Source organism: Demequina sp. NBRC 110057 (genome assembly GCF_002090175.1).
Taxonomy (GTDB): Bacteria; Actinomycetota; Actinomycetes; order Actinomycetales; family Demequinaceae; genus Demequina.
This window is the reverse complement of record NZ_BBRN01000005.1, coordinates 486,022-510,146: the sequence shown is the minus strand read 5'-3', so window position 1 is coordinate 510,146 and position 24,125 is coordinate 486,022. Positions and strand designations below refer to the sequence as shown.

General features: G+C 69.3%; 16 protein-coding genes, 1 tRNA gene and 1 pseudogene. 11 read left to right on the top strand and 7 right to left on the bottom strand.

The annotated features are described in order from the left end of the window. Positions 1-31 precede the first annotated feature (31 nt). Positions 32-9,025 (top strand): malectin domain-containing carbohydrate-binding protein, encoded by an 8,994-nt coding sequence (locus tag B7K26_RS10780; protein WP_234998789.1) that lies wholly within the window; start codon positions 32-34, stop codon positions 9,023-9,025. Between the two features lie 35 nt (positions 9,026-9,060). Here B7K26_RS10780 and B7K26_RS10775 read toward each other — a convergent pair whose 3' ends face one another. After that, positions 9,061-9,651, bottom strand: coding sequence for a GDSL-type esterase/lipase family protein (locus tag B7K26_RS10775; RefSeq protein ID WP_159449677.1), 591 nt, complete (start codon positions 9,649-9,651; stop codon positions 9,061-9,063). A gap of 154 nt (positions 9,652-9,805) precedes the next feature. Here B7K26_RS10775 and tmk point away from each other — a divergent pair, with 154 nt between their 5' ends. The 5 genes from tmk to B7K26_RS10750 all read left to right on the top strand — a co-directional run bounded on the left by tmk (position 9,806) and on the right by B7K26_RS10750 (position 14,257). Further along, the gene (gene tmk / locus B7K26_RS10770; RefSeq protein WP_084079176.1) at positions 9,806-10,465 is read left to right on the top strand and encodes a dTMP kinase; all 660 of its coding nucleotides are present in this window, start codon (positions 9,806-9,808) and stop codon (positions 10,463-10,465) included. Next, complete coding sequence (locus tag B7K26_RS10765; RefSeq protein ID WP_084079220.1) at positions 10,462-11,604, top strand: DNA polymerase III subunit delta'; 1,143 nt, start codon at positions 10,462-10,464, stop codon at positions 11,602-11,604. Before tmk ends, B7K26_RS10765 begins: the two co-directional genes overlap by 4 nt. Positions 11,605-11,637: 33 nt before the next feature. Further along, positions 11,638-13,191, top strand: a complete 1,554-nt coding sequence (locus tag B7K26_RS10760; protein WP_234998788.1) for an alpha/beta hydrolase — start codon at positions 11,638-11,640, stop codon at positions 13,189-13,191. Between the two features lie 41 nt (positions 13,192-13,232). Beyond that, positions 13,233-13,305 (top strand) — tRNA-Thr (locus tag B7K26_RS10755). A gap of 94 nt (positions 13,306-13,399) precedes the next feature. Next, on the top strand, positions 13,400-14,257 hold the full coding sequence (locus B7K26_RS10750; RefSeq protein WP_143340658.1) for a hypothetical protein: 858 nt from the start codon (positions 13,400-13,402) through the stop codon (positions 14,255-14,257). Between the two features lie 18 nt (positions 14,258-14,275). On the opposite strand, the gene B7K26_RS10745 is transcribed toward B7K26_RS10750, so the two are convergent. Both B7K26_RS10745 and B7K26_RS13140 read right to left on the bottom strand, forming a co-directional pair. Then, complete coding sequence (locus B7K26_RS10745) at positions 14,276-14,515, bottom strand: toxin (protein ID WP_084079173.1); 240 nt, start codon at positions 14,513-14,515, stop codon at positions 14,276-14,278. Positions 14,516-14,538: 23 nt separating this feature from the next. Further along, positions 14,539-14,775: pseudogene (locus B7K26_RS13140) on the bottom strand (CopG family transcriptional regulator); the annotation flags it as partial. Between the two features lie 319 nt (positions 14,776-15,094). Between B7K26_RS13140 and B7K26_RS10735 the strand changes: the two are divergent. Continuing rightward, complete coding sequence (locus B7K26_RS10735; protein ID WP_084079172.1) at positions 15,095-16,168, top strand: hypothetical protein; 1,074 nt, start codon at positions 15,095-15,097, stop codon at positions 16,166-16,168. Between the two features lie 13 nt (positions 16,169-16,181). Here B7K26_RS10735 and B7K26_RS10730 read toward each other — a convergent pair whose 3' ends face one another. After that, complete coding sequence (locus B7K26_RS10730; RefSeq protein ID WP_084079171.1) at positions 16,182-16,409, bottom strand: RNA-binding S4 domain-containing protein; 228 nt, start codon at positions 16,407-16,409, stop codon at positions 16,182-16,184. A 95-nt stretch (positions 16,410-16,504) separates the two neighbouring features. On the opposite strand from B7K26_RS10730, the gene B7K26_RS10725 reads away from it, so the two are divergent. Continuing rightward, a complete protein-coding gene (locus B7K26_RS10725) occupies positions 16,505-16,756 on the top strand; it encodes a hypothetical protein (protein WP_084079170.1) in 252 nt (83 codons plus the stop codon). Here the strand turns inward: B7K26_RS10725 and B7K26_RS10720 are convergent. Further along, a complete protein-coding gene (locus tag B7K26_RS10720) occupies positions 16,753-17,319 on the bottom strand; it encodes a dienelactone hydrolase family protein (protein WP_084079169.1) in 567 nt (188 codons plus the stop codon). The genes B7K26_RS10725 and B7K26_RS10720 overlap by 4 nt on opposite strands. 54 nt (positions 17,320-17,373) lie before the next feature. On the opposite strand from B7K26_RS10720, the gene B7K26_RS10715 reads away from it, so the two are divergent. Further along, the gene (locus tag B7K26_RS10715) at positions 17,374-18,417 is read left to right on the top strand and encodes a tocopherol cyclase family protein (protein WP_084079168.1); all 1,044 of its coding nucleotides are present in this window, start codon (positions 17,374-17,376) and stop codon (positions 18,415-18,417) included. Positions 18,418-18,431: 14 nt separating this feature from the next. Here the strand turns inward: B7K26_RS10715 and B7K26_RS10710 are convergent, their stop codons facing one another. Beyond that, complete coding sequence (locus B7K26_RS10710) at positions 18,432-19,073, bottom strand: hypothetical protein (RefSeq protein ID WP_084079167.1); 642 nt, start codon at positions 19,071-19,073, stop codon at positions 18,432-18,434. A 310-nt stretch (positions 19,074-19,383) separates the two neighbouring features. On the opposite strand from B7K26_RS10710, the gene B7K26_RS10705 reads away from it, so the two are divergent. Together B7K26_RS10705 and B7K26_RS10700 are read left to right on the top strand one after the other, a co-directional pair. Then, on the top strand, positions 19,384-20,754 hold the full coding sequence (locus B7K26_RS10705; protein WP_084079166.1) for an oligosaccharide MFS transporter: 1,371 nt from the start codon (positions 19,384-19,386) through the stop codon (positions 20,752-20,754). Between the two features lie 441 nt (positions 20,755-21,195). Then, positions 21,196-22,227 (top strand): family 43 glycosylhydrolase, encoded by a 1,032-nt coding sequence (locus B7K26_RS10700; protein ID WP_084079165.1) that lies wholly within the window; start codon positions 21,196-21,198, stop codon positions 22,225-22,227. 252 nt (positions 22,228-22,479) lie between these two features. Here B7K26_RS10700 and B7K26_RS10695 read toward each other — a convergent pair whose 3' ends face one another. Beyond that, complete coding sequence (locus B7K26_RS10695; protein WP_084079164.1) at positions 22,480-23,949, bottom strand: NAD-dependent succinate-semialdehyde dehydrogenase; 1,470 nt, start codon at positions 23,947-23,949, stop codon at positions 22,480-22,482. Positions 23,950-24,125: the final 176 nt, after the last annotated feature.

Below are 24,125 nucleotides of genomic sequence, written 5' to 3'. Positions count from 1 at the left end.
GTCGGTGCCACTGACGGAGGGTGAGCACACCGTGGTGGTCGAGTACTACCAGGCGTGGGGCAAGGCTCAGCTGGCAGTGGACTGGGAGTTGGTGGAGCCCGAGACGTGTGTGGCGTCGGTGTGGTCGGTGGAGTATTTCGCTGGCGATGCTTTGGAGGGTGAGCCGATCGCTGCGGAGTGTGTGGCGGAGATTGATCGTGTGGTGCCGGAGGGTGAGACGCCTGTTGAGGGTGTGCCCGAGGGTAACTACTCGGCTCGCTTTACGCGGACTGTTGATGCTGATGCGGGTGAGTATGTGTTCTCGCTGGTGCATGACGATGGTGTGCGGTTGCTGGTGGACGGCGAGGTCGTCTTCGACGCGTATGGCCCGTCCAGTGGTGGCGAGACGAAGACTGTCTCCGTGCCCCTGACCGAGGGTGAGCACACCTTCGTGGTCGAGTACTACCAGGGCTGGGGCAAGGCCGAACTGAGCGTCGCGTGGGAGCGGGTCCCCGACCCTGACACGACTGCTCCGATTGCCCCGCAGGATGCCCAGGCCGCTGCGGGCCTCGGAGGAATCGCCGTGACCTGGACGGCATCGACCTCCAGCGATGTGACCGGACATCACGTCTACCGCGGCACCGCCGCCGGCGTCACCGCGGCGACGGGCACGCGCCTGACGACCCTCCCGCTCGGAGGGGACGCCACGTCGTTCACGGACGCCACGGCGACGACGGGCACCACGTATTACTACGTGGTCACCGCCATCGACGAGGCAGGGAACGAGTCGGAGGCCTCGAACGAGGCCTCGGCCCTCATCGGTCTCGACACCGAGGCTCCCGCCGCACCCGCGGGTCTCGCGGGCGAGGCCGGCGACGACCTCGTCGAGCTGACCTGGGATGCGGTCACCGCCACGGACCTCGCCGGCTACCGCGTGTACCGCTCGCTCGAGACGGGGGCTCACACGGGAGATGTGGTCGTGTCGGGTGACGCGCTGCTGACCGAACCGTCCTACGAGGACACCGCTGTCGAGAACAACACCACGTACTTCTACCAGGTGGTCGCCGTCGACCACGCGGGGAACGAGTCAGTCCCGTCAACCGAGGTTGTCGTCACCCCGCGTGTGCCCAACACCACTGACATCAGCGTCGACTTCACCGAGACGAACGGTGTCCCCGTCGCGGGCTACGTGGCCGACTGGGGTCAGCCCTACGGCGCCCGGACCGGGGCCAACCAGGGCTCGGGCCTGACCTACGGCTGGGTCGACGCCGACGGCCACGAGCTGTCACTCGTGGGCAACGGTCGCGACCGTGCTCGGGCTGGCATCGACGCTCGCCTCGACTCGATGATCCACATGCAGTACGGCGACGTGGATGCCGGCAACGGCACCAACGGCGTGAAGACGCCGGGTGCGTGGGAGATCGCGGTGCCCGAGGGCCTCTACGAGGTGACATTCGCCGTGGGCGACCAGATGGGCTCGACCTCGTACGACTCGGTCCACACCGTGAACGTTGAGGGATCGGTTGCCATCGACTCCTTCCAGGCCACGGCTGCCAAGGAGTACGAGACGTACACGGCAACCGTGGGCGTCTGGGACGGCAAGCTCACGCTCGACGCGCTCGGCGGCTTCAACACCAAGCTTGCCTACGTGGACATCGAGGGTGTCGAGTTCGACCGCCCGCACATCGACGCGGTCAACCCACTGAACCGCGCCACCGACGCCGACATCACGGCAGGCGTCGCGGCAACCTTCGCCCGCGTCCACGCCGGTGGCGGCGTCGACGACACGACGATGCCCGGCAACGTGAAGGTCTACAACGCCGCGACCGGCGCCGAGATCCCCGGATCGGTCAACACCTCTGGCGGAAACGACACGATCAACTTCGACCCCAACGGCGAGTTCGCGCCCAACACCACCTACCGCTTCGTCGTGGGATCCGGGGTGAAGGACCTGTTCGGAAACTCGTTCGTGCCGTTCGAGTCCATCTTCACCACCGGCGCCGGCGTCATCGTGGGAGGCGACGAGTTCACCCCGCTCACCAATGTCGCCTTCGAGAAGGTCCAGATCACCCTCCCGGGGGTCAACAAGTATTGGGCGTCCTTCTCCTTCGGCCCCGATGACCGCCTCTATGGCACCACGATCGGCCAGGGCATCTGGCGCTTCGACGTGGACGAGGAGACGGGTGCCCTGTCGAACATGACGAGCCTGGGCTACCAGGGCTACGCGATGATCGGCCTCCTGTGGGACGAGTCCGCCACCGCCGACGACCTGAAGGTCTGGGTGACCAAGACCTCCGCCAACGTGGGCAATGAGCAGTCTCAGTTCATCAGCGCGATCAGCCTGCTGACCGGGCCCAACCTGCAGAACGAGAAGAAGGTCTTCACCGGCCTTCCCCGTTCGCAGTCCGACCACCTGACGAACTCGATGGTCTACGGGCCGAACGACGACATCTACGTCCTCCAGGGCTCCAACCAGGCCGCGGGCGACCTCGACAACTCGTGGGGTCAGCGTGGTGAGCAGCTGCTTACCGCGGCACTGCTCCACTTCGACCCCGACCACGCGCGCATCCAGGCGGCCATCACCGACCCGGAGGGTGACAACCCGCAGCTGGTCCAGACCGCTCCGTCGGGCAACGCCGCGGAGAACACGGCGAATGGCTACAACGCCGCGAACCCCTACAACCCGTGGGCCGCGAACGCGCCGCTGAAGATCTACGCAACCGGTATCCGCAACGCCTACGACCTCGTGTACCACTCCAACGGACACATCTACGTGGCGACCAACGGCACCGCGGGCGGTGGAAACAGCCCCGGCGTCAACTACAACGCGAGCACGGGCAAGTTCACCCGCGTCGCCGCCACCGGCATTCCGGGCTACAGCACGGTCAACGGCCAGGACGTCACCGCGGCGTGCGAGGCTCGCATGGACCGTGACCCCAGCTACGTGCCTCGGTCGGTGCCCGCCATCAGCAACCACCCGACCCAGCGCGACCACCTGTACGACGTGGTCGAGGGCGGCTACTACGGCCACCCGAACCCGACCCGCTGTGAGTTCGTGCTCCACGAGGGCAACGACCCCGCCAACCCGCCGCAGTGGGCCGGGCAGGGCGGCTCGAAGTACCCGTCCGGCACGCTGCCTGAGTCGCACTACAAGGGCGTCGCGTACGACTTCGAGTACAACAAGAGCCCCAACGGCACGCTCGAGTACAAGAGCAAGACCTTCGGCGGTCAGCTCGAGCACCGCATCGTCGTGGTGCGCTTCTCGAACAACAACGACCTGATCTTCCTGCAGGCCGACCCCACCACCGGAGAGATCCTGGGTGGTCAGACCGAGGTGGGCATCACCGGTGTGGCGAACAGCACCATCGGCGGCGTGGGCGGATTCAACGATCCTCTGGAGATCGTCGAGGACACCCGTAACGGCAACCTCTACATCAACCAGTACGACCGCAGCGGGTCGAACCAGGCCCTGTACCTGTTGAGGGTGCCCGCGAGCCAGCAGGCCGCCAAGGTGTCCACCAACAAGGACGAGCTGGTGTTCTCGGCCGTGACGAGCAACGGCGCGCTGGTCGACTCCACGGCCGCCCACCGCACCGATGCCGAGACGATCACGGTGACCAACCAGTCCACCGAGACGCAGCCGTTGTCCGCGACGATCAGCGGCGCCAACGCCGCCGAGTTCGCGGTCCAGGGCACCGTGCCCGCGACCCTCGCTCCGGGAGCATCGGCCACCTTCACGGTGCGCTTCACCCCGGGCACGACGGGCGGCCAGCGGACCGCGCAGCTCGTGGTCGCCGGCGGACAGTCCACCGTCACGGTGCCGCTTCACGGCCTCGCCATGGTCGGCATCCAGGGTGGCTACGAGCCGACGCTCGACCAGGTCCTCGGCACCCTCGGCTACGAGGTCAACGTCGGCTGGACCAACCTCGCCGGTGGCATGGACCCGGCGGCGAAGGGCGACGAGGTCCTCGAGCCGCTGTTCGTGAAGTCGGGCACCGGCCCGGTCACCTGGAAGCCGCTTGCGCAGTACGCGCCCGCGGACACGGTGAGCTTCGGCTGGTACACCGGTGACGGGGCGGCCGCGCAGCGCAACGGCCTGGGAGCCATGGACGGTACCAAGGGCGCCGGCTACCAGTCGCTGCTGCCGCCCGCGACGTCGGGCTCGACGCTGTCGTTCGACCCCGGCACGGGTGAGTTCGGCTTCTACTACTACTCGCCCTACTTCAACCGCTATGGCTTCACCGAGGACCGCCTCAACTCGCCTGCGGCGAGCGCGCACCGCGCCCGCATCTACCAGGCGGAGAACCGCAACGGCGTGAAGATCGCGAACACCTACATCCTCGCCTTCGAAGACGCGGACAACGGCGACTACCAGGACTACGTCTTCCTGGTCACCGGGGTGAAGCCCGTCACGGACACCGGCTCGGGAAGCGACGCCATTCGCGTCGACTTCACCACCGCCGCCGGCGATCTCGCTCCTGGCTACATCCGTGACTACGGCCAGGCCTTCGGCCCGCGCACCGGCGCCGACCAGGGTTCCGGCCTCACCTACGGTTGGAAGGACGTCACCACCGAGGACGACCTCGACATCTCGGTGGGTGGCACCACCCCCGGTAACGGCCGCGACCGTGGCACCAGCCAGAGCGACATGCGACTCGACAGCATCATGCACATGCAGCCCGAGTCGATCCCGGCCACGTTCAACGGCACCAAGGCTGACGCTTACTGGGAGATCCAGGTCCCCAACGGTGAGTACTCCGTCACGGTGGGAGCTGGAGACCCCGCGGTCAACAGCGACCCGGAGTCGCACGTGATTAACGCCGAGGGCGTGAACGTCATCGCGGCCTTCACCCCCACCGGTGTGGCGGGATCCGACACTCATCACCGGATCGCGACGAGGACGGTGGAGGTCACCGACGGTCACCTCACCATCGACGCCAACGGCGGTGTGAACACCAAGATCGGCTTCATCGACATCGTTCCGCTGGAGGTCACCGACCCCGGCGACGACGACCCGTCGGATGGCGCCCAGGTGAAGATCAACTTCCAGCCCGCCTCGGCCCCCGTGCCGGACGGCTGGACCGCCGAGACCGGCGGCGCCTTCTCCACCGAACGTGGTTACGGCTGGTTCAACGCCGCCAATGCCCAGCCCGTGGAGCGCAGCGCCGCCACCCGGTACCGCACCGCTGCAGTGGGCGGCATCGCCTACCCCACCGACGAGCGCCTCAAGACCTACGCGTTCATCGACAACTCCACGCAGCCGTCGTACACGAGCGGCTACTGGGAGTACGTGCTCCCGAATGGGACCTACGACGTCGCGGTCTCGGTCGGCGACGCGAACTACACCGACTCGACCCACGGCGTTCTGGTGGAGGGCCAGCCCATCATCAACGGCTTCGTGCCCACGACGGCGACGCCTTTCCAGACCGGGGTGCGCACCGTCACGGTCACCGATGGCCGCCTGACGGTGACGAACTCCGGCGACAACACCAAGATCAACTGGATCTCGATCGAGGGTGACGAGCTCGACCCGAGTGAGCCCACCACCACCGCGCAGTTCAGCTTCCGTCCCTCGACGGCGGCCGTTCCCGCGGGATGGACGGCGGACACCGGTGCGGCGTACAGCGCGCTGACCGGTCACGGCTGGCTCGTGAACGGCGCGCCGTACGACCGCTCCGCGATGACCCGCCTGCGCACCGCGCCGGCCTCGGACCCGCTGCGCCAGGGCCTGATCCTGATGCAGAACGTCACGACCACCGGATCGACCATCACGGACGGCACGGTGGGAACGTGGGAGTACGCGGTCGCGAACGGCACGTACACGGTCACCGCGTCCGTGGGTGACGGCGAGTACACCGACTCCGTGCACGGGCTCTCGGCCGAGGGCGAGCCGCTCGTCACCAACTTCACGCCGACGACCGGCACGCCGTTCACGAACGGCTCGGCGGAGGTCACCGTCACCGACGGCAAGCTGACGCTGGTGCCGACCGGCGTCAACACCAAGCTCAACTGGGTCACGGTGACCGGAACGGCGCTGAGCGCGCCGAGCGTGGTGGTGTCGGTCAACGGTGCCGGCGTCGACGACACCTACGAGGGTGGTGCCGCAACGGTGTCGGCCTCTGCGCTTGCCGCGAGCGACGCCTCCATCGAGTCGTTTACCTACTCGATCGACGGCGCGACCCCGGTCGACTACGACGAGCCCTTCGTTCTCGAGGCGGCGGGCGAGTACGAGGTCGAGTTCGTGGCGACCGACACCGAGGGGCGCGAGACCGTGAGGACCATCGCCTTCACGGTCCTCAACATCGGCGGCACCCTGACGTTCACCAACACTCAGATCCCGCACGAGACCGGCGGCGCACCGCTGCCCGGCCTGTACGACGATGTGGTGACACTGCACCGCATGAACAGCGGCACCACCAACGCCGCCGGCGACCTGCTGTACCGCTCGTACGACTCGGCGGTCGTGAACCTGACGAACACCGGAACCAAGGACCTGCGCATCACCAGCATGACCTTGGGCGGCGCTCAGGCCGGGCAGTTCGAGATCGTCAACGGGCCCGCCCTTCCCCTCGTGATCGAGCCGGGTGACACGGAGCCGCTGACCGTCAAGTTCATCGCGACCACCGGAAGCAAGGGCATCCGCACCGCAACCGTGACCCTCGCCTCGAGCGACACCACGAGCGCGAACAAGGTCATCCAGCTCCGCGGCGGGTACATGACGGCGCCCGAGGGCAACAACGAGCTCTCGCTCGAGCAGATCTTCCAGTTGTTCGGAAGCGCCACCACCTCCGGATCCGCGGGACTCGGCCTCGGCAACGGGTCGGAGATCCCCGGGGCCCCGATGGACGGCGACGAGATCCGCTCGGGCCTGTGGACCAAGCTCGACTCCTCCAAGCCCGTCCGCGCCGTGCAGCTGGCGGCGTTCCACGGCCAGGGGGGTGGCGAGAACTTCACCGCCGGCAACCTGTCCGCCTCCATGACCGGGCTCGACGCGCAGTCCATCTACCCCAAGACGGGTGGCGGCGGGCTGGTGCAGATCAACGGCACCCCGAACACCACCACCTTCGCGCTGAGCGCGAGTGGCAAGGCCACCAACCGCACCGACTACATGGCGGTGAAGATGTGGCCGGTCAAGGACGCCGAGGGCAACTCCATCCCCGGTGCCTGGTTCATGGGTCACGACTACGTGAGCTCGGGCGGCGGCCCCACCACGGGCGGCGGTTGCGGCAACGGAGCCACCAACTGTGACTTCCAGGACAACGTGTACCTGTACACGAACATCGTTCCCGTCGGCTCGTCGGACACCACGGCTCCGGCGGCGCCCGCGGCTCCCACCGGAACGGCGAACGCGACCGGGGTGAACCTCACCTGGGCCGCCTCTACCGACGCCGACCTCATCGGCTACCGGATCCAGCGCTCCACCTCGGCGACAGGTACCTTCACCACCGTGAGTGGTACGGGCATCGTCACCGCGACGACCTTCCGTGACACCACGGCGCCGCCGGCGACGTCGACCTACTACCGCGTGGTGGCTGTCGACGCGAGCGGCAATGCGACGCCTGGTGCCTCCGCGGTGGTCGACACGTCGTCGATCGAGGCGCCTCCCATCCGCATCAACGCGGGCGGTCCCACGGTCACGACCGGCGGAGCTACCTGGGTCGCCGACACCCCGTACCTGACCGGCTCGGGAACCAAGACGTACTCGAACGCCTCGGTCACGCAGATTGCCGGGACCACCGACGACGTGTTGTACCTCACGGAGCGCAGCACCAACGCCGACATGGGGACCATCAACTACGCGATTCCGGTCTCCGGAACGGGCAACTACCAGGTGACCCTCCACTTCGCGGAGATCTACTGGGGCGCCACCAACGGCGGTGCAGGCGGCACCGGCAAGCGCGTCTTCTCGGTGAACTTCGAGGGCGGGCCGACGGAGATCAGCAACCTGGACATCAACGCCCAGGTGTCGCCGATGACGGCCTACAAGACGCTCAACGAGGTGTGGGTCACCGACGGCACCCTGAACATCGCGCTGACCGCGTCGGTGAACCAGCCGAAGGTTTCCGCGATCGAGGTCATCAAGGCATCCTCGGGCACCACCACGCCGGTGGCGAACAACTTCACCTACACGACCATCGCGAACCAGCAGTACACGGTCTCCGAGGCGCAGGGCGAGATGGTGGGCGGCGCGCTCTACCAGTTCGGCGGCTTCGACTCCCAGGCGGGGGGCTTTACGCCCACCTCGCGGTCGTACAAGTACACGGTGGGCACCAACACCTGGTCGACCATCGCTCCGCTCCCGTTCCTGGCGGGTAACGGTGCGGCCGGAACTGGTGTCACCCACGCGGGCATCGCGACCGACGGTGAGGACATTTACCTCGCCGGCGGCTACATCTCGCAGACCGGGACATCGGGCCAGACCTTCGGCACCGTCGAGGTTTACAAGTACGACGTCTCGGCGAACTCATACTCGAGGCTTCCGAACCTTCCGCAGGTGCGGGCCTCGGGCGCGCTGGAGTACCTGGGCGGCAAGCTGCACTTCGTCTCGGGCACCAACCTCGCCCGCACCACTGAGCCCGTGGATCACTGGACGCTCGACCTCGCGGGAGGCGCGACGTCGTGGGTCTCCGCGGCACCGCTCCCCGAGGGGCGCAACCACCCTGGGTCCGCTGTCATCGGCGGGAAGCTCTACATCATCGGCGGCCAGACGGGGCACGACGGCCCGTCGGTCGCTCATGACGACGTCTTTATCTACGACCCCGCCACCAACGCGTGGTCCTCCTCGACCCCGATGCCTTACGCGGTCAACCACCACACCAGCTCGACCATCGTCCTCGACGGCCGCATCGTCGTCATCGGTGGCAAGCTCAACCACACCACCGACACGGCCATCGTGCAGGCGTTCAACCCGACGACCGCGACGTGGACCCAGCTGACGAGCATGCCCGCGCCTCGCTCCTCGGGCGTCGGCGGTGCGACGAGCAACGGCTTCATCTACACCGGCGGCGGCCCCGCCGGCGGCTGGCGGGCCACCGCCGTCGTCTAAGGTGCGTCGCCCCCCTGACGGCCGGCCGGTGCGGTCTACTCGCCGCCGATGACGTTCGTCGTGAGTTCCGCGACGGCGGCGTGGCCCTCAGCGGTGAGCCCGCCATCGGCGCCCACCAGGCCGGGGTGGGAGTCGATCTCGTCGCCAAGGTCGACGTAGATGGCGTCCACCGCGGCGGCGGCCTGCTCGACGGCGTCGTCCAGCACGGACACCGCGGCATCGGTCCCGAGCGCGAGGCCTGTGACGGCGTAGATGGTGGCGTCAGGGAAGGTCGAGCGCGCCTCGAGGTACGTCGCGCTCACCGCCGCGCGGATCTCGCCGGGAGTCGCGCCAAGGTCGTCGACGCCGCCGGAGACGACCACCACGTCGGGCTCGTCGGCCACCAGCGCCGGCAGTTGCTCCCGGTACGTCGCCATGCACACGCCCCGCTGGGTGTAGCCGGAGCCCTCGCAGCCCGCGTTGACCTCGGTCCAGCCCTGCGCATCGGACACCGCGTCTACCCATGACGGGGCCCCAGTGGGGGAGACGGCGGTCGCGGCGTCGCCGACAAAGACCGCGGTCGGGGGCTCCGGAGAGCATGCCGACAGCGACGATGCTGCTGCCATCGCCGCCACAAGAATCGCCACGCGCCTCATGTCACCCCTCAGTGACCAGTCTGTCCCCCTGAGTATCGGCAAGGGAAGGGGCGCGCCGCAGTTTTTTCTGTCGCCGATGCGGTGGCGGGCCGTTGTCCCCATCCTCCGTCCGCCCGTGTCGGTGCACGCGGGTAGGTTGGTCCGCATGACGGGCTTCTTCGTGGTGTTCGAGGGCGGCGATGGTGTGGGCAAGACCACGCAGATCGACCTGCTCGCGGCGCACCTGCGCGCGGCCGACCGGGACGTGACGGTCACCCGTGAGCCGGGCGGCACCGACCTCGGAGTCGAGCTCCGCCAGGCGGTGATGCACGGCAACCACGTCGCCCCCCGCGCGGAGGCGCTGCTGTACGCGGCCGACCGCGCTCACCACATCGCCACCAAGGTGCGGCCGGCGCTCGAGGCCGGCGGCATGGTCATCCAGGACCGCTACGTCGACTCCTCCGTGGTCTACCAGGGGGGAGCCCGCGGGCTCGGGGACGAGGTAGAGCGCATCTCGCGCTGGGCCACCGAGGGCCTGACCCCCCACCTCACCGTGGTGCTCGACATGGAGCCGCGCGCCGAACGCCTCAATCGCGACCTCGACCGCGTCGAACGCGAGACGGCGGCGCACCAGGCCCTGATCCGTCAGGCCTTCCTCGACCGCGCCGCCCTCGATCCCGGCCGCTACGCCGTGATCGACGCCGCCCGTTCCCGCCAGGAGGTTGCGGCCGATGTCGTGGCGGCCGTGGCCGCCTCGGTCGCCGAGGCCGGTCTCCCGCCCGTGCCGACGGCCCCGGCAGGCATCGAGCCGTGGGGGACGCCGTGAGCGTCTGGGACGAGCTTGTCGGCCAGCAGGAGTCCATCGCTCCGCTGCGCGCCGCCGCCGAGCGGCCCGAGGCGATGACACACGCGTGGCTCGTCACCGGTCCGCCCGGCTCGGGTCGGTCGGTCGCCGCGCGCGCCTTCGCCGCCGCACTGCAGTGCCTCGACCAGGGGTGCGGTCAGTGCCGCGCCTGCACCACGTCGCTGTCGGGCGTGCACGCGGACGTCACGGTGCTGGCCACGGAGAAGGTCGTCGTCGGGATCGACGAGGTGCGCGATCTCGTGGCGACGGCGCAGACCAGCCCCTCGGAGGGTCGCTGGCGCGTCATCATCGTGGAGGACGCCGACCGCATGGCCGAGCGCACCACCAACCTGCTGCTTAAGTCCATCGAGGAGCCTCCAGCGCGCACGGTGTGGGTGCTGTGCGCCCCGTCGGCGAACGACGTCCTGGTCACGATCCGCTCGCGCTCCCGCCACGTGGGCCTCAGGGTGCCCGACCCCGAGGACGTCGCACGCCTGCTCGTGGACCGCGACGGGATCGAGCCGGGCCTCGCGCGCGAGTGCGCGTACGCCGCGCAGAGCCACATCGGCGTCGCGCGCCGCCTCGCGCGGGACCCCGATGCCCGGGCCAGGCGCGAGCAGATCCTCGCCCTGGCGACCGAGATCAGGGGAGTGGGCGACGCCGTGCTCGCCGCAGCGGACCTCGTGGCCGTCGCGGAGGAGGACGCCAAGGCCGCCACCGAGGAGCGGGACGTCGCCGAGCGCAACGAGCTGCTGCGCACCCTCGGCGCCGACGACGGCGGAAGGCTTCCGCCCGCGCTGCGCAGCCAGGTCAAGCAGCTCGAGGAGGACCAGAAGCGTCGCGCCACCCGTCACAAGCGCGACGTCCTCGACCGCGCGCTCCTCGACCTCATGAGCCTGTACCGGGACGTCGCCGTGGTGCAGGTGGGGGCCGGCCAGCCGCTCGTGAACGAGTCGCACCGCGGGCACATCGAGCAGCTCGCGGCGCGCACCGCGCTCGCGGATACGCTGCGCTGCCTCGACGCGCTCGGCGAGGCGCGCAAGCGCCTGTCGGGCAACGTCGCGCCCATCCTCGCCATGGAGGCGATGGCCCTCGCGCTGCGTCCCCGGACCGCGGCCTAAGCGATGTGGGCGGCGCCGCGTAGGCTGGCCGCCATGAGATCCCCCCTCCGCGCCGCCGCCCTGCTCGCGGCGGGCGCCCTGCTGCTGTCCGCGTGCGTGCCAGACAAGACGCAGGTAAGCCCCACGGACGGCGTGTCGGACACGGGGGAGCCCACCGCATCGGCCACACCGAGTGACGGCGGCGAGGCCGCCGGCGTCTACGGCCAGCAGATCGACTGGAGCACCTGCGGCGAGCTCGAGTGCGCGACCATCCAGGTGCCGCTCGACTGGGACGAGCCCGATGGTGACACCGTCGACCTGGCGATCAACCGGTACCCGGCGGCGGACCAGGACTCGCGCATCGGCTCGCTGCTGATCAACCCCGGCGGCCCCGGCGGGTCCGGGCTGGACTTCACCGAGTCCTTCGTGACGACGGCGGGCGACGACCTGCTCGACTCGTACGACGTGGTCGGCTTCGACCCGCGCGGCGTGGGGGAGTCGACCCCCGTGGAGTGCGGCTCCGACGCCACCATCGACGACTACTACATGGCCGATGTCGTGATCGAGAGCCAGGACGACGTCGACGCTGAGGTGGCGCGCACCCAGGACTTCGCGGCCGGGTGCGAGGACGCGACCGGCGACTTCCTGACGGAGGTCGACACGGTGAGCGCCGCACGGGACATGGACCTGCTGCGCTCGCTGCTGGGTGACGAAGAGCTGTACTACATGGGCTTCTCGTACGGCACGCAGCTGGGGGCGACCTACGCCGAGCTGTACCCGGAGAACGTGGGGCGCATGGTGCTCGACGGCGCGCTGGACCTCACGCTGAGCGACGAGGACCTCACGCTGGGCCAGGCGGGTGGCTTTGAGAACGCGTACCGCAACTACCTCACGTGGTGCATCGCGCAAGGCGACTGTCCCCTCGGCGACACCGTCGAGGAGGGGCTCGAGGAGACCACTGCACTGCTCGACCGGGCGCTCGAGGAGCCGTTCTATACGGCGCAGACGTATGACCTCAACCGCAACCTGCTGCTGTACGGGATCATCGTGACGCTGTACTCGGAGGAGTCCTGGGGCTTCCTCACGCAGGGGTTCGAGGAGCTCGAGCAGCAGAGCACCGGCGCGATCATGTATCAGCTGGCGAACTTCTACTTCGACCGCGAGCCGTCGTCGGACAGCTACAGCGCCAACTCCACGTGGGCATTCACGGCGATCAACTGCGCCGATAGCGTGGACCGCGAGGCGACCACGTACGCGGACATCGAGGACTTCACCGCCGAGGCCGAGGAGGTGTCGCCCACGTTCGGTTGGTGGTTCGCCTCCGGCACCGGCTGCGACGGCTGGCCCGAGTCCGATGCCCAGACGGTGACGAGCCTCGACGAGGCCGCCGCCGGCGCTGCCGACAAGATCGTCGTGGTCGGCACGACCAACGACCCCGCCACCCCGTACGCGTGGGCGGAGGCGATGGCCGACCAGCTGGGCGCCCCGCTCCTGACCTACGAGGGCGAGGGCCACACCGCCTACGGCCGCTCCAACGCGTGCATCGTGGACAACGTCGACGGCTTCATGGTGGACGGCAACCTGCCGGATTCGGGAACTCGCTGCTGACCCGCTATCATGGTGGACCGCACCTCCTCGCGGGGGTGCACGCCGCCTTAGCTCAGTCGGCAGAGCGATTCACTCGTAATGAATAGGTCAAGGGTTCGATTCCCTTAGGCGGCTCGAAAAAGCCCCCGGTCACCGTCAGGTGCCCGGGGGCTTCGTCGTTGTCGAGTTCGCTACTCGGCTACGCGGGGCGTCGCTCTATGCTCTTGCCGTGATCCTCGGTGGCGCTGAAGTGCGCGTCTGGCGCGTGCAGTGGTGGGTCAGGCTTGTGCTGATCGCCTTCTGGGCGCTCATGGCCTGCCAGCTCTACTGGGACTACGGCTTCGTAGCCGCCGGCGAGATGGACCCAGCCGAGATCCGCGATGGTTGGTTGTTCGTCGTCGCCTTCGCGTTGGCGATCTGGGCGCTCACGTTCCGTCCGTATATCGCAGTTGAGCCGGACCGGGTGATCATCCAAGGCGCGCTCCGCCGCCGGGTGTTCGCGAAGACCGCGCTCGTCGAGGTGGCTCCGACCGCATGGGGCCTCCGCTTCGTGGACTCCGTGGGGTTGAGCTTCACGAGTTTCATCTGCCAGGACACGGGGGCGCGCAACGCGCCGCGGTGGCGCGATGTTGCGGAGGCGGCGCTTGGCGAGCGACCCGCACCTCGGCGCGGGCTGGACCCGCTCCCCAGCGTGTTTGCCGACGCTGCGTTCCGTGCGCGCCTTCTGGATGTGTCGTCCGATCTCGAGGAGACCAGCCTCGAAGAGGACGCCTCGGTCTGGCGCATGCGCCGCACCGCCACCGGGACCGCGCTGGAGCTCGAGGACTGGAGTGGGATGATCCTCGTCACCTTCGGAGACGGAGACCATGTGATCGAGGCGGTGGATGACGTCGAGCTGGCTCGACTGCTGGCGGCTTTCGGACGCGGTGAGCTCATGGCACGGTACTGGCGCTGGGGTGTGTTGAGCGGGTGCTTCCTCGTCGACGCGGAGGGATGGTCGCCACAAGCCTCGCGCAGCGAGACACGGTTCGACCGTTGGATTGAGCGCCGCCCGGCCTACAAGGTCGAGTCGGTGCCTGTTCGGTAGAGGCGTGCCGCAGTGCGATCAGGGCAGGAGATCGAGCATCTGGGGGTGGGGCTTCATGGCGTGGATGACGAGCTCGTCCCCCGCATCGAATGTCAGGACCACGATCTCGAGCAGGCGACACTGTGTGTCGAAGCCAAGGCGCAACTGCCGCGCGGGTGACTCGTCGTCGAGGTCCTCGATCCGGATTGACCACTCGGCCGCGCGGATGGCGTTTTCGGCAGTGATGCCGTGCTTGAGCGCGGACGGATGGGCTTCCACGCGTCGAGGGCGGTCAAAGCCTCGCGGATCAGATCCGCCCGCGTCTCTTGCTCGCGTGAGGCCTTCGCGTCGAGCGCGGCAAGCTCGTCTGGTGTCAACCGCAGCGCGATCACTTGCGAGGCCTCCGCACCGCGGCCGGGGCGGCCGCGGTCGCGCCTCTTGAGCGCGTCGACGTCGTAGCCGCGTTCCACCTCGGCGGCCCACGCCTCGATCTGCGCCTCCGTCACGGGAGCGCCAGTGACGGTCTCGTTGTCGGCCATGCGAAGATCGGCACACGAGAATTGAGCGGAGGCAAGTGGGCGAGGGTCCACTTGCCCGCCACTGACTCAGGAGTCGACGCGTGATGCATTCCAGGCATATGAACTGCCTCGAGCGACAACCGGTTCTCCGTGTGGCTCGGTGTTCCAAGGCCCTTGTCATGAATAGGTCAAGGGTCCGATTCCCTTAGGCGGCTCGAAAAAGCCCCCGGGGCTTCGTCGTTGTCGTGTGCGTCCTGCTAGTGGCGGCCGCGTGCTTCACCGCACTCAGCGACTCCCCGGGGCACGATAGCCTTCGCTAGGCTCGCTCCGGGGGGACTCGATGACCGAGCAGACGACCGCAGAAGACATCCAGCCGCGGACGGACCAGCCACGTCGGCAGTGGTGGCGTGCGCCGGCGGCCGTGGTCGCGGCCTTCGCGATCCTGTGGGGAGCGGCCTCGCTCACCACAGGTGGGTTCATTCTTTGGGGATTCGGCGGAATCGTCGGGCTGCCGCTCATTGCCGGTGCCCTCGTGGGCGCCGCGGCCCTGCTCGTCGTGGTCGGTGTGGCTCTCACGGGTCAGCGACGCATCGGCGGCAGCGTGGTCGCTGTCGGAGCGATGGCGGTGATGCTCGCGGCGGCAGTCACGCATTTTGGCGAGATCCCGATGCTGTGGTGGGCAACGGGCGGCGTCGACCTGGTCTATCCGCTCGTCGCCGCAGGCGCCGCGCTCGTATGGGGCGCCTGCGTCGGCGGGTGGCCGATGCGCGCCGCGGGTATCGCCGCGGGCCTCGCCATGGTGGTGGTCGCCGGCGCGGTCTTCGATATACGCGAGGAGCCCGATCCCGAGACCCTGCCGCCCACCAAGGAGGAGGCCCTCGCGAGGTACCTGGAGGAGCAGGCGGCGAACTGGTCCACCGACGTGCCGGGGGCGACCCTCGCGCAGGCCTCGGTCTACAACGGTCCGACCTCTGTCATCGTCACCGCCGAGGGTGGCGTGGTGGTGGTAAGGCAGGACTTCGACCCTCCCTCCGAGGAAAATGCGGACCGTTACCCGTGCTGGATGATCGCGGATCCGAACCCCGGCATCGTGGACCCGCACGACGGCAACAACACCCTGACGGCCGAGGACTACTCCGCGACCTGCGCCGTCGATGACGATGGAGCGCACCGCATCGACGGGCTGGGGTACAGCCGTCGCGAGGGCAGCGGATACCTCATCGTGACGTCGGAGTACGCGGACGTGGTGCACACATACGACGACGGGACCGTGTCCCCGGCGGGTGCGAAGCACGCGGGAACGCCGGACGAGGTCGCGGCTGTCCTGGAGGGGCTGCGGCCCATCAATGACGAGGAGCTGCGGCGCCTGTTCGAGGAGAACTGGGCCTTCTACGAAGCGAACCCCGAGCGGTGACGCGCGACCAGCCTTATTCGGCCACGCGCGCGCGGCGCCCGCCGAACTCCACCACGTCGCCGACGACGAGCTGGCGGCCGCGGCGCAGGTCCTCCTCGCCGTTCACGGTCACCTCGCCGTCGCGGATGCGCTCCTTGGCGATGCCGCCGGAATCCACCAGGCCCGCGAGCTGCAGGAACTGCCCCAGGCGGATACCCTCGCCACCGATGGAGACGTCGTCAATCGATCCAGAATTCGCCATGACCGCATGCTAACGGCGCGGCGCACCCTTCCGCCGCGCGGCGAGTCCGTGCCACGATGCGTCTGACGGGCACGGCGCCCGCGCGGAGGTGAGCCATGGACACCCGTTACGACCCCGGAGCCCTGACGCGCGCGAGCGCCGTCAGGGTCGCGGAATCCAACAAGGCCGGCACCTGGGACGCGGTGGAGGCCCTCGCGGTCCTCGCGATCTCCGCCCAGGGGACGCCCGATGCGGCGGTGCTGCTCGAGCGTGCGGCCGCCACCGCCGAGAAACTCAAGGCGGGCTCGTGGGAGTCGGTGCGAGCGCTCGCCTGGCTGTCCCGGGCGCAGACGGAGCTGCGGGGCTAGAGGCGCGCCAGGAACGCGAGCACGCGCTCCGTCATGAGCCCGGCCGCGTCCGGATCGAAGTCCGGCAGCGAGGAGTCGGCGAACAGGTGCTGGGTGCCCGGGTAGACAAACAACTCGGCGTCGGCCACCGCCGACGCGAGTTCACGCGCCGCGGGAAGGTCCTCGTCGAAGAACTCGTCGCCCTCCTTGCCGTGAATCTGCACGGGCACGCCCGCGGGCCACGCCTCCGAGTACTCGGCCACCGGCATGCACGAGTACAAGAGGAGCGCCCCGGCGGCGGGCCGGGTCTGCGCCAGCTCCTGCGCGATGGTGACGCCAAACGAGAAGCCGGCGTAGACGACGGGCCCGGCCGCGGCATCGGCCGCATGCCTGCCGCGATCGCGCACGGCCTCCAGCCCCACCTCGCGGGCGTAGCCGAAGCCCTCCTCGAGGGAGCCGAACACCCGGCCCTCGAACAGGTCGGGAGTCTCGACGCGGTGGCCCGCGGCGCGCAGGTCGTCGGCAAACGCGACGACGCCGTCGGTGAGGCCCTGGATGTGGTGGAAGAGGAGGACGCTTGCCATGCGGCCATCGTCGCCTCCCTCCCCACGCGGCGCAACCGCACGTACGCTGGCAGCATGAGCATCGGCCGCTCCCTCACCCGCACCGCGAAGACACTCGCCGCGACGCGCCACCCCGCCGGCTATCACGGCGCGTACCAGGGCGGACGGGGCTTCTTCGAGGGCTGGTACGTGAAGCTCGTGTCGGCGGACCGCGGCGCGCGGATCGCGGTCATCCCCGGCATCTTCCTGGGCGGCAAGGGCGGCGCCGACGAGGCCTTCGTGCAGGTCCTCGACGGTGTGACCGGCGAGTCCTGGTACGAGCAGTTCCCGGCCCCCGAGTTCCTGGCGGACTCGCGCCGCTTCGACGTAGCCATCGGCCGCCAGCGGTTCGGCGAGAGGGGCATCGACGTGGACCTCGCGGCCTCTGGCCTCGCCGGACGCGTCGACTTTACGAGCCCGCTGGACCCCTGGCCCGTGACCCTCGCCGAGCCGGGAATCATGGGGCGGTTCGGGTGGATGCCGGTCATGGAGTGCTATCACGGGCTGCTGTCGTTCGGCCACGAGCTCGCCGGCACCCTCACGCTCGGCGGTCGCGAGATGGACTTCACCGGCGGGAGCGGCTACCTCGAGAAGGACTGGGGCCGCGCCTTCCCCTCCGCGTACGTGTGGGCGCAAAGCAACCACTTCACGACGCCCGGCATGAGCCTGTCGGCCTCGATCGCGATCATCCCGTGGGGGCGCACGCGGTTCCGCGGGTTCATCGTGGGGCTACGCGTTCCCGATGCCGGGGGCGGGCCGGGCGAGCTACACCGCTTCGCGACCTACACCGGCGCCGAGTCCACCGCGCTCGAGATCGGCGACGAGACGGTGACGTGGAGCCTGCGCTCGCGGGACGGCGCGACGCTCAGCCTCGTCGCCGAGCGTCGCCGCGGCGGGCTGCTCCACGCGCCCGTCCGCACGCAGATGCATCGGCGGGTCGAGGAGACCCTCGACGCGCGTATTCACGTGCGGCTGGCCGATGCCGAGGGCAGGGTGATCGTCGAGGACACCGGCGAGGCGGCCGGGCTTGAGGTGCACGGCGAGCTGGCCAGGCTCGTCGCCATGCGCGGGCGGCGCTAGCACCGCCGGCGGGGCTACGCGGTAGTCGCCAGCTCGTGCAGGGCGTCGAGGTACTCGTCCGTCATCTCGGGGCACACCACGACGGCAAGTCCGGCGCCGGCCGCCGCGGGGGAGGCGGGGTCCGTACGCGAGGCGTCCGAGGCATCGGCCACCGCTGCAATTAGGTCCGCGCGCGTGCCCTCGGTGAGCGCGCGGCACATGTCGCGCGCAAAGTCGCGAGCGTCGTCGGAGCCGTAGCGCAGGAACGCGCCGCGCCTCACTGCCTCGGAGGAGTCCTCGCCGATGCTCGCGGGATCGTCGAGCGTGGCGGTGAGTGTGGCCTCGTCCTCGGAAACCTCGGGGGAAACCTCGAACGGCGCGTCGAGCTGCCAGCCCAGTTCCGTCTCGGCGACGGTCGACAGGGCCACGGCGGTGTCCTGGCTTCCCACCCGCTCGTGGAAGCTGCGGCCGATGTCCCCGGTGATGATCGCGGTGATCTCGCCCTGCGTCGCGGCGACGGTGGCCCAGAAGGCCCCCGACGGGCTCGAGGTGGCGGCCACGGGAGCGGTGGCCGGGCTCGAGGCGGAGGCCTGCGAGGTGTCCGCGTCCCCTCCCGCGGCGGTGCAGCCGGCGCACAGAAGTGCGGAGGCAAGCAGGGCGGGAAGAAGGCGTCGCATCGAGGTCCTTTCGGTCAGGGGCGTGTGATCAGGCACGCCTCGATGCGTCGGTGAGCGTCCATCGTCACATGGGCGGGCCGACTGCCAGGCCGTTTTCGGCATCGGCCGGGTTGCGGTTGCGTCACATTTCGGACACGGACCGGGACCAAGCGCCCGGGTTTGGGACCGGTCCCAATGGCATGGTGGAATGACACGTCGGACCCGAAGGAGGGCCCGCCCCCGCGCGGGGCCGCCCTCCGGGGCCGGCTTCGCGCCCGGCATACCCGAACCCCGGACGCCCGTGCGCGCCCCTGTACGAAAGGAAGGCAGCATGAGCGCCCCCACCTCATCGACCGCCTCCGCCACCCCGTCATCGTCGACGCTCGGAGCCTCGCTCAAGCGCGCCGTCTTCTGGAACTACGGCGGCCTGTACTTCTTCTACTTCGCCATCTGGCAGATCTTCTTCTCGTTCCACGGCCTGTGGTTCGACGAGAAGGGGATGAGCGGCAGCGACATCGGCCTCATCAACACCGTGATGGCCGTCACCGCCCTGTGCCTCCAGCCCCTGTACGGCTACCTTCAGGACCGCCTGGGGCTGAAGAAGCACCTTTTCTCGTTCGTCGTCCTGTGCGGCGCGATGGTCGGGCCGTTCTTCGCGTTCGCGTTCCCCCCGCTGATGGACTGGAACATGACCGGCGCCGCCGTCGTGGGCGGAATGTTCATGGCACTCGTGCTGCTCGCCGGCGTCTCCGTCGTCGAGGCTTACAACGAGCGCGCCTCCCGCGCCAACCACTTCGAGTACGGCCACGCGCGCCTGTTCGGCTCCATCGCCGGTGGAACCATCACCCTTGTCGCCGGCTGGATGTGGGCCAACGTCAACCCGGACAGCATCTGGTGGGCTGCCTCGTTCTGCGCGATCGTGCTCGGCGTCCTGCTCTTCGTCGCCAAGGTGCCGGAGGGTGCCAAGGACGCCGCGGCATCGGCCGACGGCCCCAGCGGCACCACCATCACCAAGGCGACCATCATGCGCCTGGTGACCGACCGTAGCTTCATCGGCTTCGTGGTGCTGATGTTCGGCACGGCGGCGCTGTATGACGTGTTCGACCAGCAGTTCTCGATCTACTTCGCGCAGCACGTCTCGCACGGCAACCCCGAGCAGCTGTTCTCCTACGTGGTGACCATCCAAATCTTCTCCGAGGCCGTGGTGATGCTGTTCGCGCCGTGGTTCATCAACAAGATCGGCGCCAAGCGCGGCCTGCAGTTGTTCGCCGCGATCCTCGTGGTGCGCGTCCTGGGCTCGGCCCTCGTCACCACCACCGAGGCGCTCATCGCCTGGAGGCTGCTGGCCGCCATCGAGATGCCGCTGATGCTCGTGTCCGTCATGAAGTACATCACCCGCGTCTTCGACGTGAGGATCTCCGCGACGGCCTACATGCTGGGCTTCGGAGTCGCGAAGTCGCTCGGTGTCGCGGCGTTCTCGCTGCCCTTCGGTGCGGCCTATGACTCGATCGGGTTCTCCAACACCTACCTGGTGATGACCGGCGTGATCGTGGTCGTGACCGTCATCGCGAGCTTCCTGATGCGCAACGACTTCGGACTGCGTGCCCCCGGGGAGGATGGCGAGATCGACCCGGCCGACGACTCCATGGCGGAGATCGACCCCGGCCTGAAGTCGGTCGCGGAGTCCACGCTGCGCCACTAACCCCTCGCACCCGTGCCGCGCCCGGCACGTCGCATCGATGGCGAGCGACGTTCCGGGCGCGGCGCTTGTGTGTCTGGGGTGGGTTGGGCTGGGCTGGGTGATCCGCGCGCCCTGGCTGCCCACTGCGGCGCACGCGCATGCGGGAACGCGCCCTGGCTGCCCGCTGCCGCACGCCCTCTGACCGGGCGTCTCAGTGGACGCTGAGGGCGCGATTGCGGGCGTGCGTGCATCATGGTGGGCGCTCGGGGTGCACAGTCGGTGCTCAGTCCGCCGGCCCACCCGCCCCACCCGCCCCACCCGGCCCGCCCGGCCCGCCCTCCGCACATCCTGGGACCCAGGTCACTTGGAAGTGAGGGTCCTGGTCGGTTAGGCTTTACAACGTTAGAAAAGTGGCGTCGCCGGCCAACCCGGCCGCGCGCGACCCGTGAGACTGAGGCAGCCATGACGAACCCGAGCATCCCGAGCCCCATCGTGCTGCAGCGCGCCGACCCGTGCGTCCTGCGCGTGGACGACCAGTACTACTTCACGGGATCGCACCCGCTGTACGACCGCATCGTGCTGCGCCGCGCCTCGAGCCTCGAGGACCTGCAGGCCGCCGACGAGGTCACCATCTGGACCAAGCATGAGGCCGGCCCGCAGTCGCACCTCATCTGGGCCCCCGAGATTCACCGCGTCAATGGCGCCTGGTACATCTACTACGCAGCCGCCCCCAACGGCGCGCCCAGCGCAGACGAGCCCGGCACCGCCGAGACCTTCAACCACCGCGTCTACTGCCTCGAGTGCACCGACGCCGACCCGCTCACGGGTACCTGGGTCGAGCGCGGCCAGGTCGACACCGGCTGGGAGTCGTTCGCGCTGGACGCCACCAGCTTTGTCCACGGCGGCGAGCAGTACCTGGTGTGGGCGCAGCAGGACCTCGCGATCGAGGGCAACTCCAACCTGTACATCGCCCGCATGGAGAACCCGTGGACGCTCGGCACCCCCGCGGTGCTGCTCACGCGCCCCGAGTTCGACTGGGAGTGCCAGGTCTTCTCCGTCAACGAGGGTGCCTCGGTGCTCATCCGCGACGGCCGCATCTTCCTCACCTACTCGGCCTCCGGCACGGGGATCGAGTACGCGATGGGCCTGCTCACGGCATCGGCCGATGCCGACCTCCTGGACCCCGCGTCCTGGCAGAAGTCGCCCGAGCCGGTCTTCACCTCGGACCCCTCGGTCGGCATCTACGGCCCGGGCCACAACTCGTTCACCGAGGACGCCGACGGCAACACCGTGCTCGTCTACCACGCCCGCACCTACACGACCATCGTGGGTGACCCGTTGTGGGAGCCCAACCGTCAGGCGTGCGCGCAGGTGCTGCCGTTCGTCGACGGCGAGCCCCAGTGGGGAACGCCCGCCCCGCTCCAGCGCCCGGCGCCCACGGCGACGGACGTGCTGCCGGCATCGGGCCTCCCGGAGGGTGACGCCGCGGCCTGATCGCGGACCGTTGAGCCCACGCTTGGGACGTATGTGACGGGTGGGGCTCCTGGGGGAACCGCACCCGTCACTCATGTCACATCAGCACCAGGCGTGGGCCACACGGACGCCCGCGCCACGCTCCCCTCGATGTGAACCAGTGCGCCCGGCGACACGCCGTCTCGGACGGCCGATGCGGTGGCCGGCCCGGCGTGTCGGGCCCGGATCCGGTTCACAGTGACTGGGGCAGAGGGCCAGGCAGGGCAGGGGGAGCTACGCCCCGAACGGGTCCGCCGTCATCGTGTACTTGGTCTGCAGGTACTCGTGGATGCCCTCGGCGCCGCCCTCGCGGCCCAGCCCGGACATCTTCCAGCCGCCGAAGGGCGCCGACGCGTTCGACACCACCCCCACGTTGAGTCCCATCATCCCGGTCTCGAGCGCCTCGATCATGCGCTGGCCGCGCGCCAGGGACCGCGTGTAGACGTAGGACACCAGGCCGTACTCGGTGTCGTTGGCCAGCGCGACCGCCTGGTCCTCCGTGTCGAACGTGGTGATGGCGAGCACGGGGCCAAAGATCTCCTCACGCATGAGGTCCGCGTCGGCGGGCACGTCCGCGAGGACGGTGGGCTCGAAGAACGTGCCCGGCCCCTCGATGCGCGACCCTCCGGTGAGAAGGCTGGCGCCGCGGTCCACGGCATCGGCCACCAGGGAGGCGGCCTTGTCGACGGCCTTGGCGTCGATGAGGGGGCCGATGCTCACGCCGTCTTCAGTACCCCGCCCGACCTTCATCTCGCGCACGCGCGCGGTCACCCGCTCAGCGAACTCCTCGGCGACGGACGAGTGCACGATGAACCTGTTGGCCGCCGTGCACGCCTGGCCGATGTTGCGGAACTTGGCCGCGATCGCGCCGTCCACGGCATCGTCGAGCGAGGCGTCGTCGAACACCACGAACGGCGCGTTGCCGCCCAGCTCCATCGACGTGCGCAGCACCCCGTCCGCGGCCTGCTGCATGAGCCTCACTCCCACGCCGGTGGAGCCCGTGAACGACAGCTTGCGCAGGCGCGGGTCCTCGAGGATGGGCGTGGAGACCTTCGACGACGACGCCGTGGTCAGCACGTTCACGACGCCCGCCGGGACCCCGGCCTCCTCGAGTAGCGCCGCGAAGGCGAGCGTGGTGAGCGGGGTGAGCGAGGCGGGCTTGATGATGACGGTGCAGCCGGCGGCGAGCGCGGGAGCGATCTTGCGGGTGGCCATCGCGAGCGGGAAGTTCCACGGCGTGATGAGGAAGCACGGGCCCACGGCGTGCTGCGACACGATGGTGCGGCCGGTGCCCTCGGGGTTGGCTCCGTAGCGGCCGGAGATGCGGGCGGCCTCCTCGGAGAACCAGCGCAGGAACTCGCCGCCGTACTTCACCTCGCCGCGCCCCTCGGCGAGCGGCTTGCCCATCTCGAGGGTCATCAGCAGCGCGAAGTCGTCGGCACGCTCGGTGAGCAGGTCGAAGGCCCGGCGCAGGATCTCGCCGCGTTCCCTGGCGGGGGTGCGGGACCAGGCCGGGAACGCATCGGCCGCGGCATCCATCGCCGCGCGCGCGTCATCGGCGGTGGCCGATGCGATGGTCGCCAGCCGCTCTCCCGTCGCCGGGTCCTCGACGTCCAGGGTGGCGCCGTCGGAGGCGTCGCGCCACTGGCCGCCAATGAGCAGCCCGGTGGGGACGGAGGCGATGAGGGTGGACTCGTCGGTCATGTCAGCTCCTTCGCTGGGGAGTCGAGGATGGGTCACGTGAGGCGTCAACGGTGAGCGGGTGCGGATCCATCCGCGCCCCCGCCCCCGCTCGCTGGCGCAAATGGGGACATTTGCGGCTCGAAAGGGCCGTTGGTGCCGCAAATGTCCCCATTTGCGCCACTGCGGGAGGGGGAGGG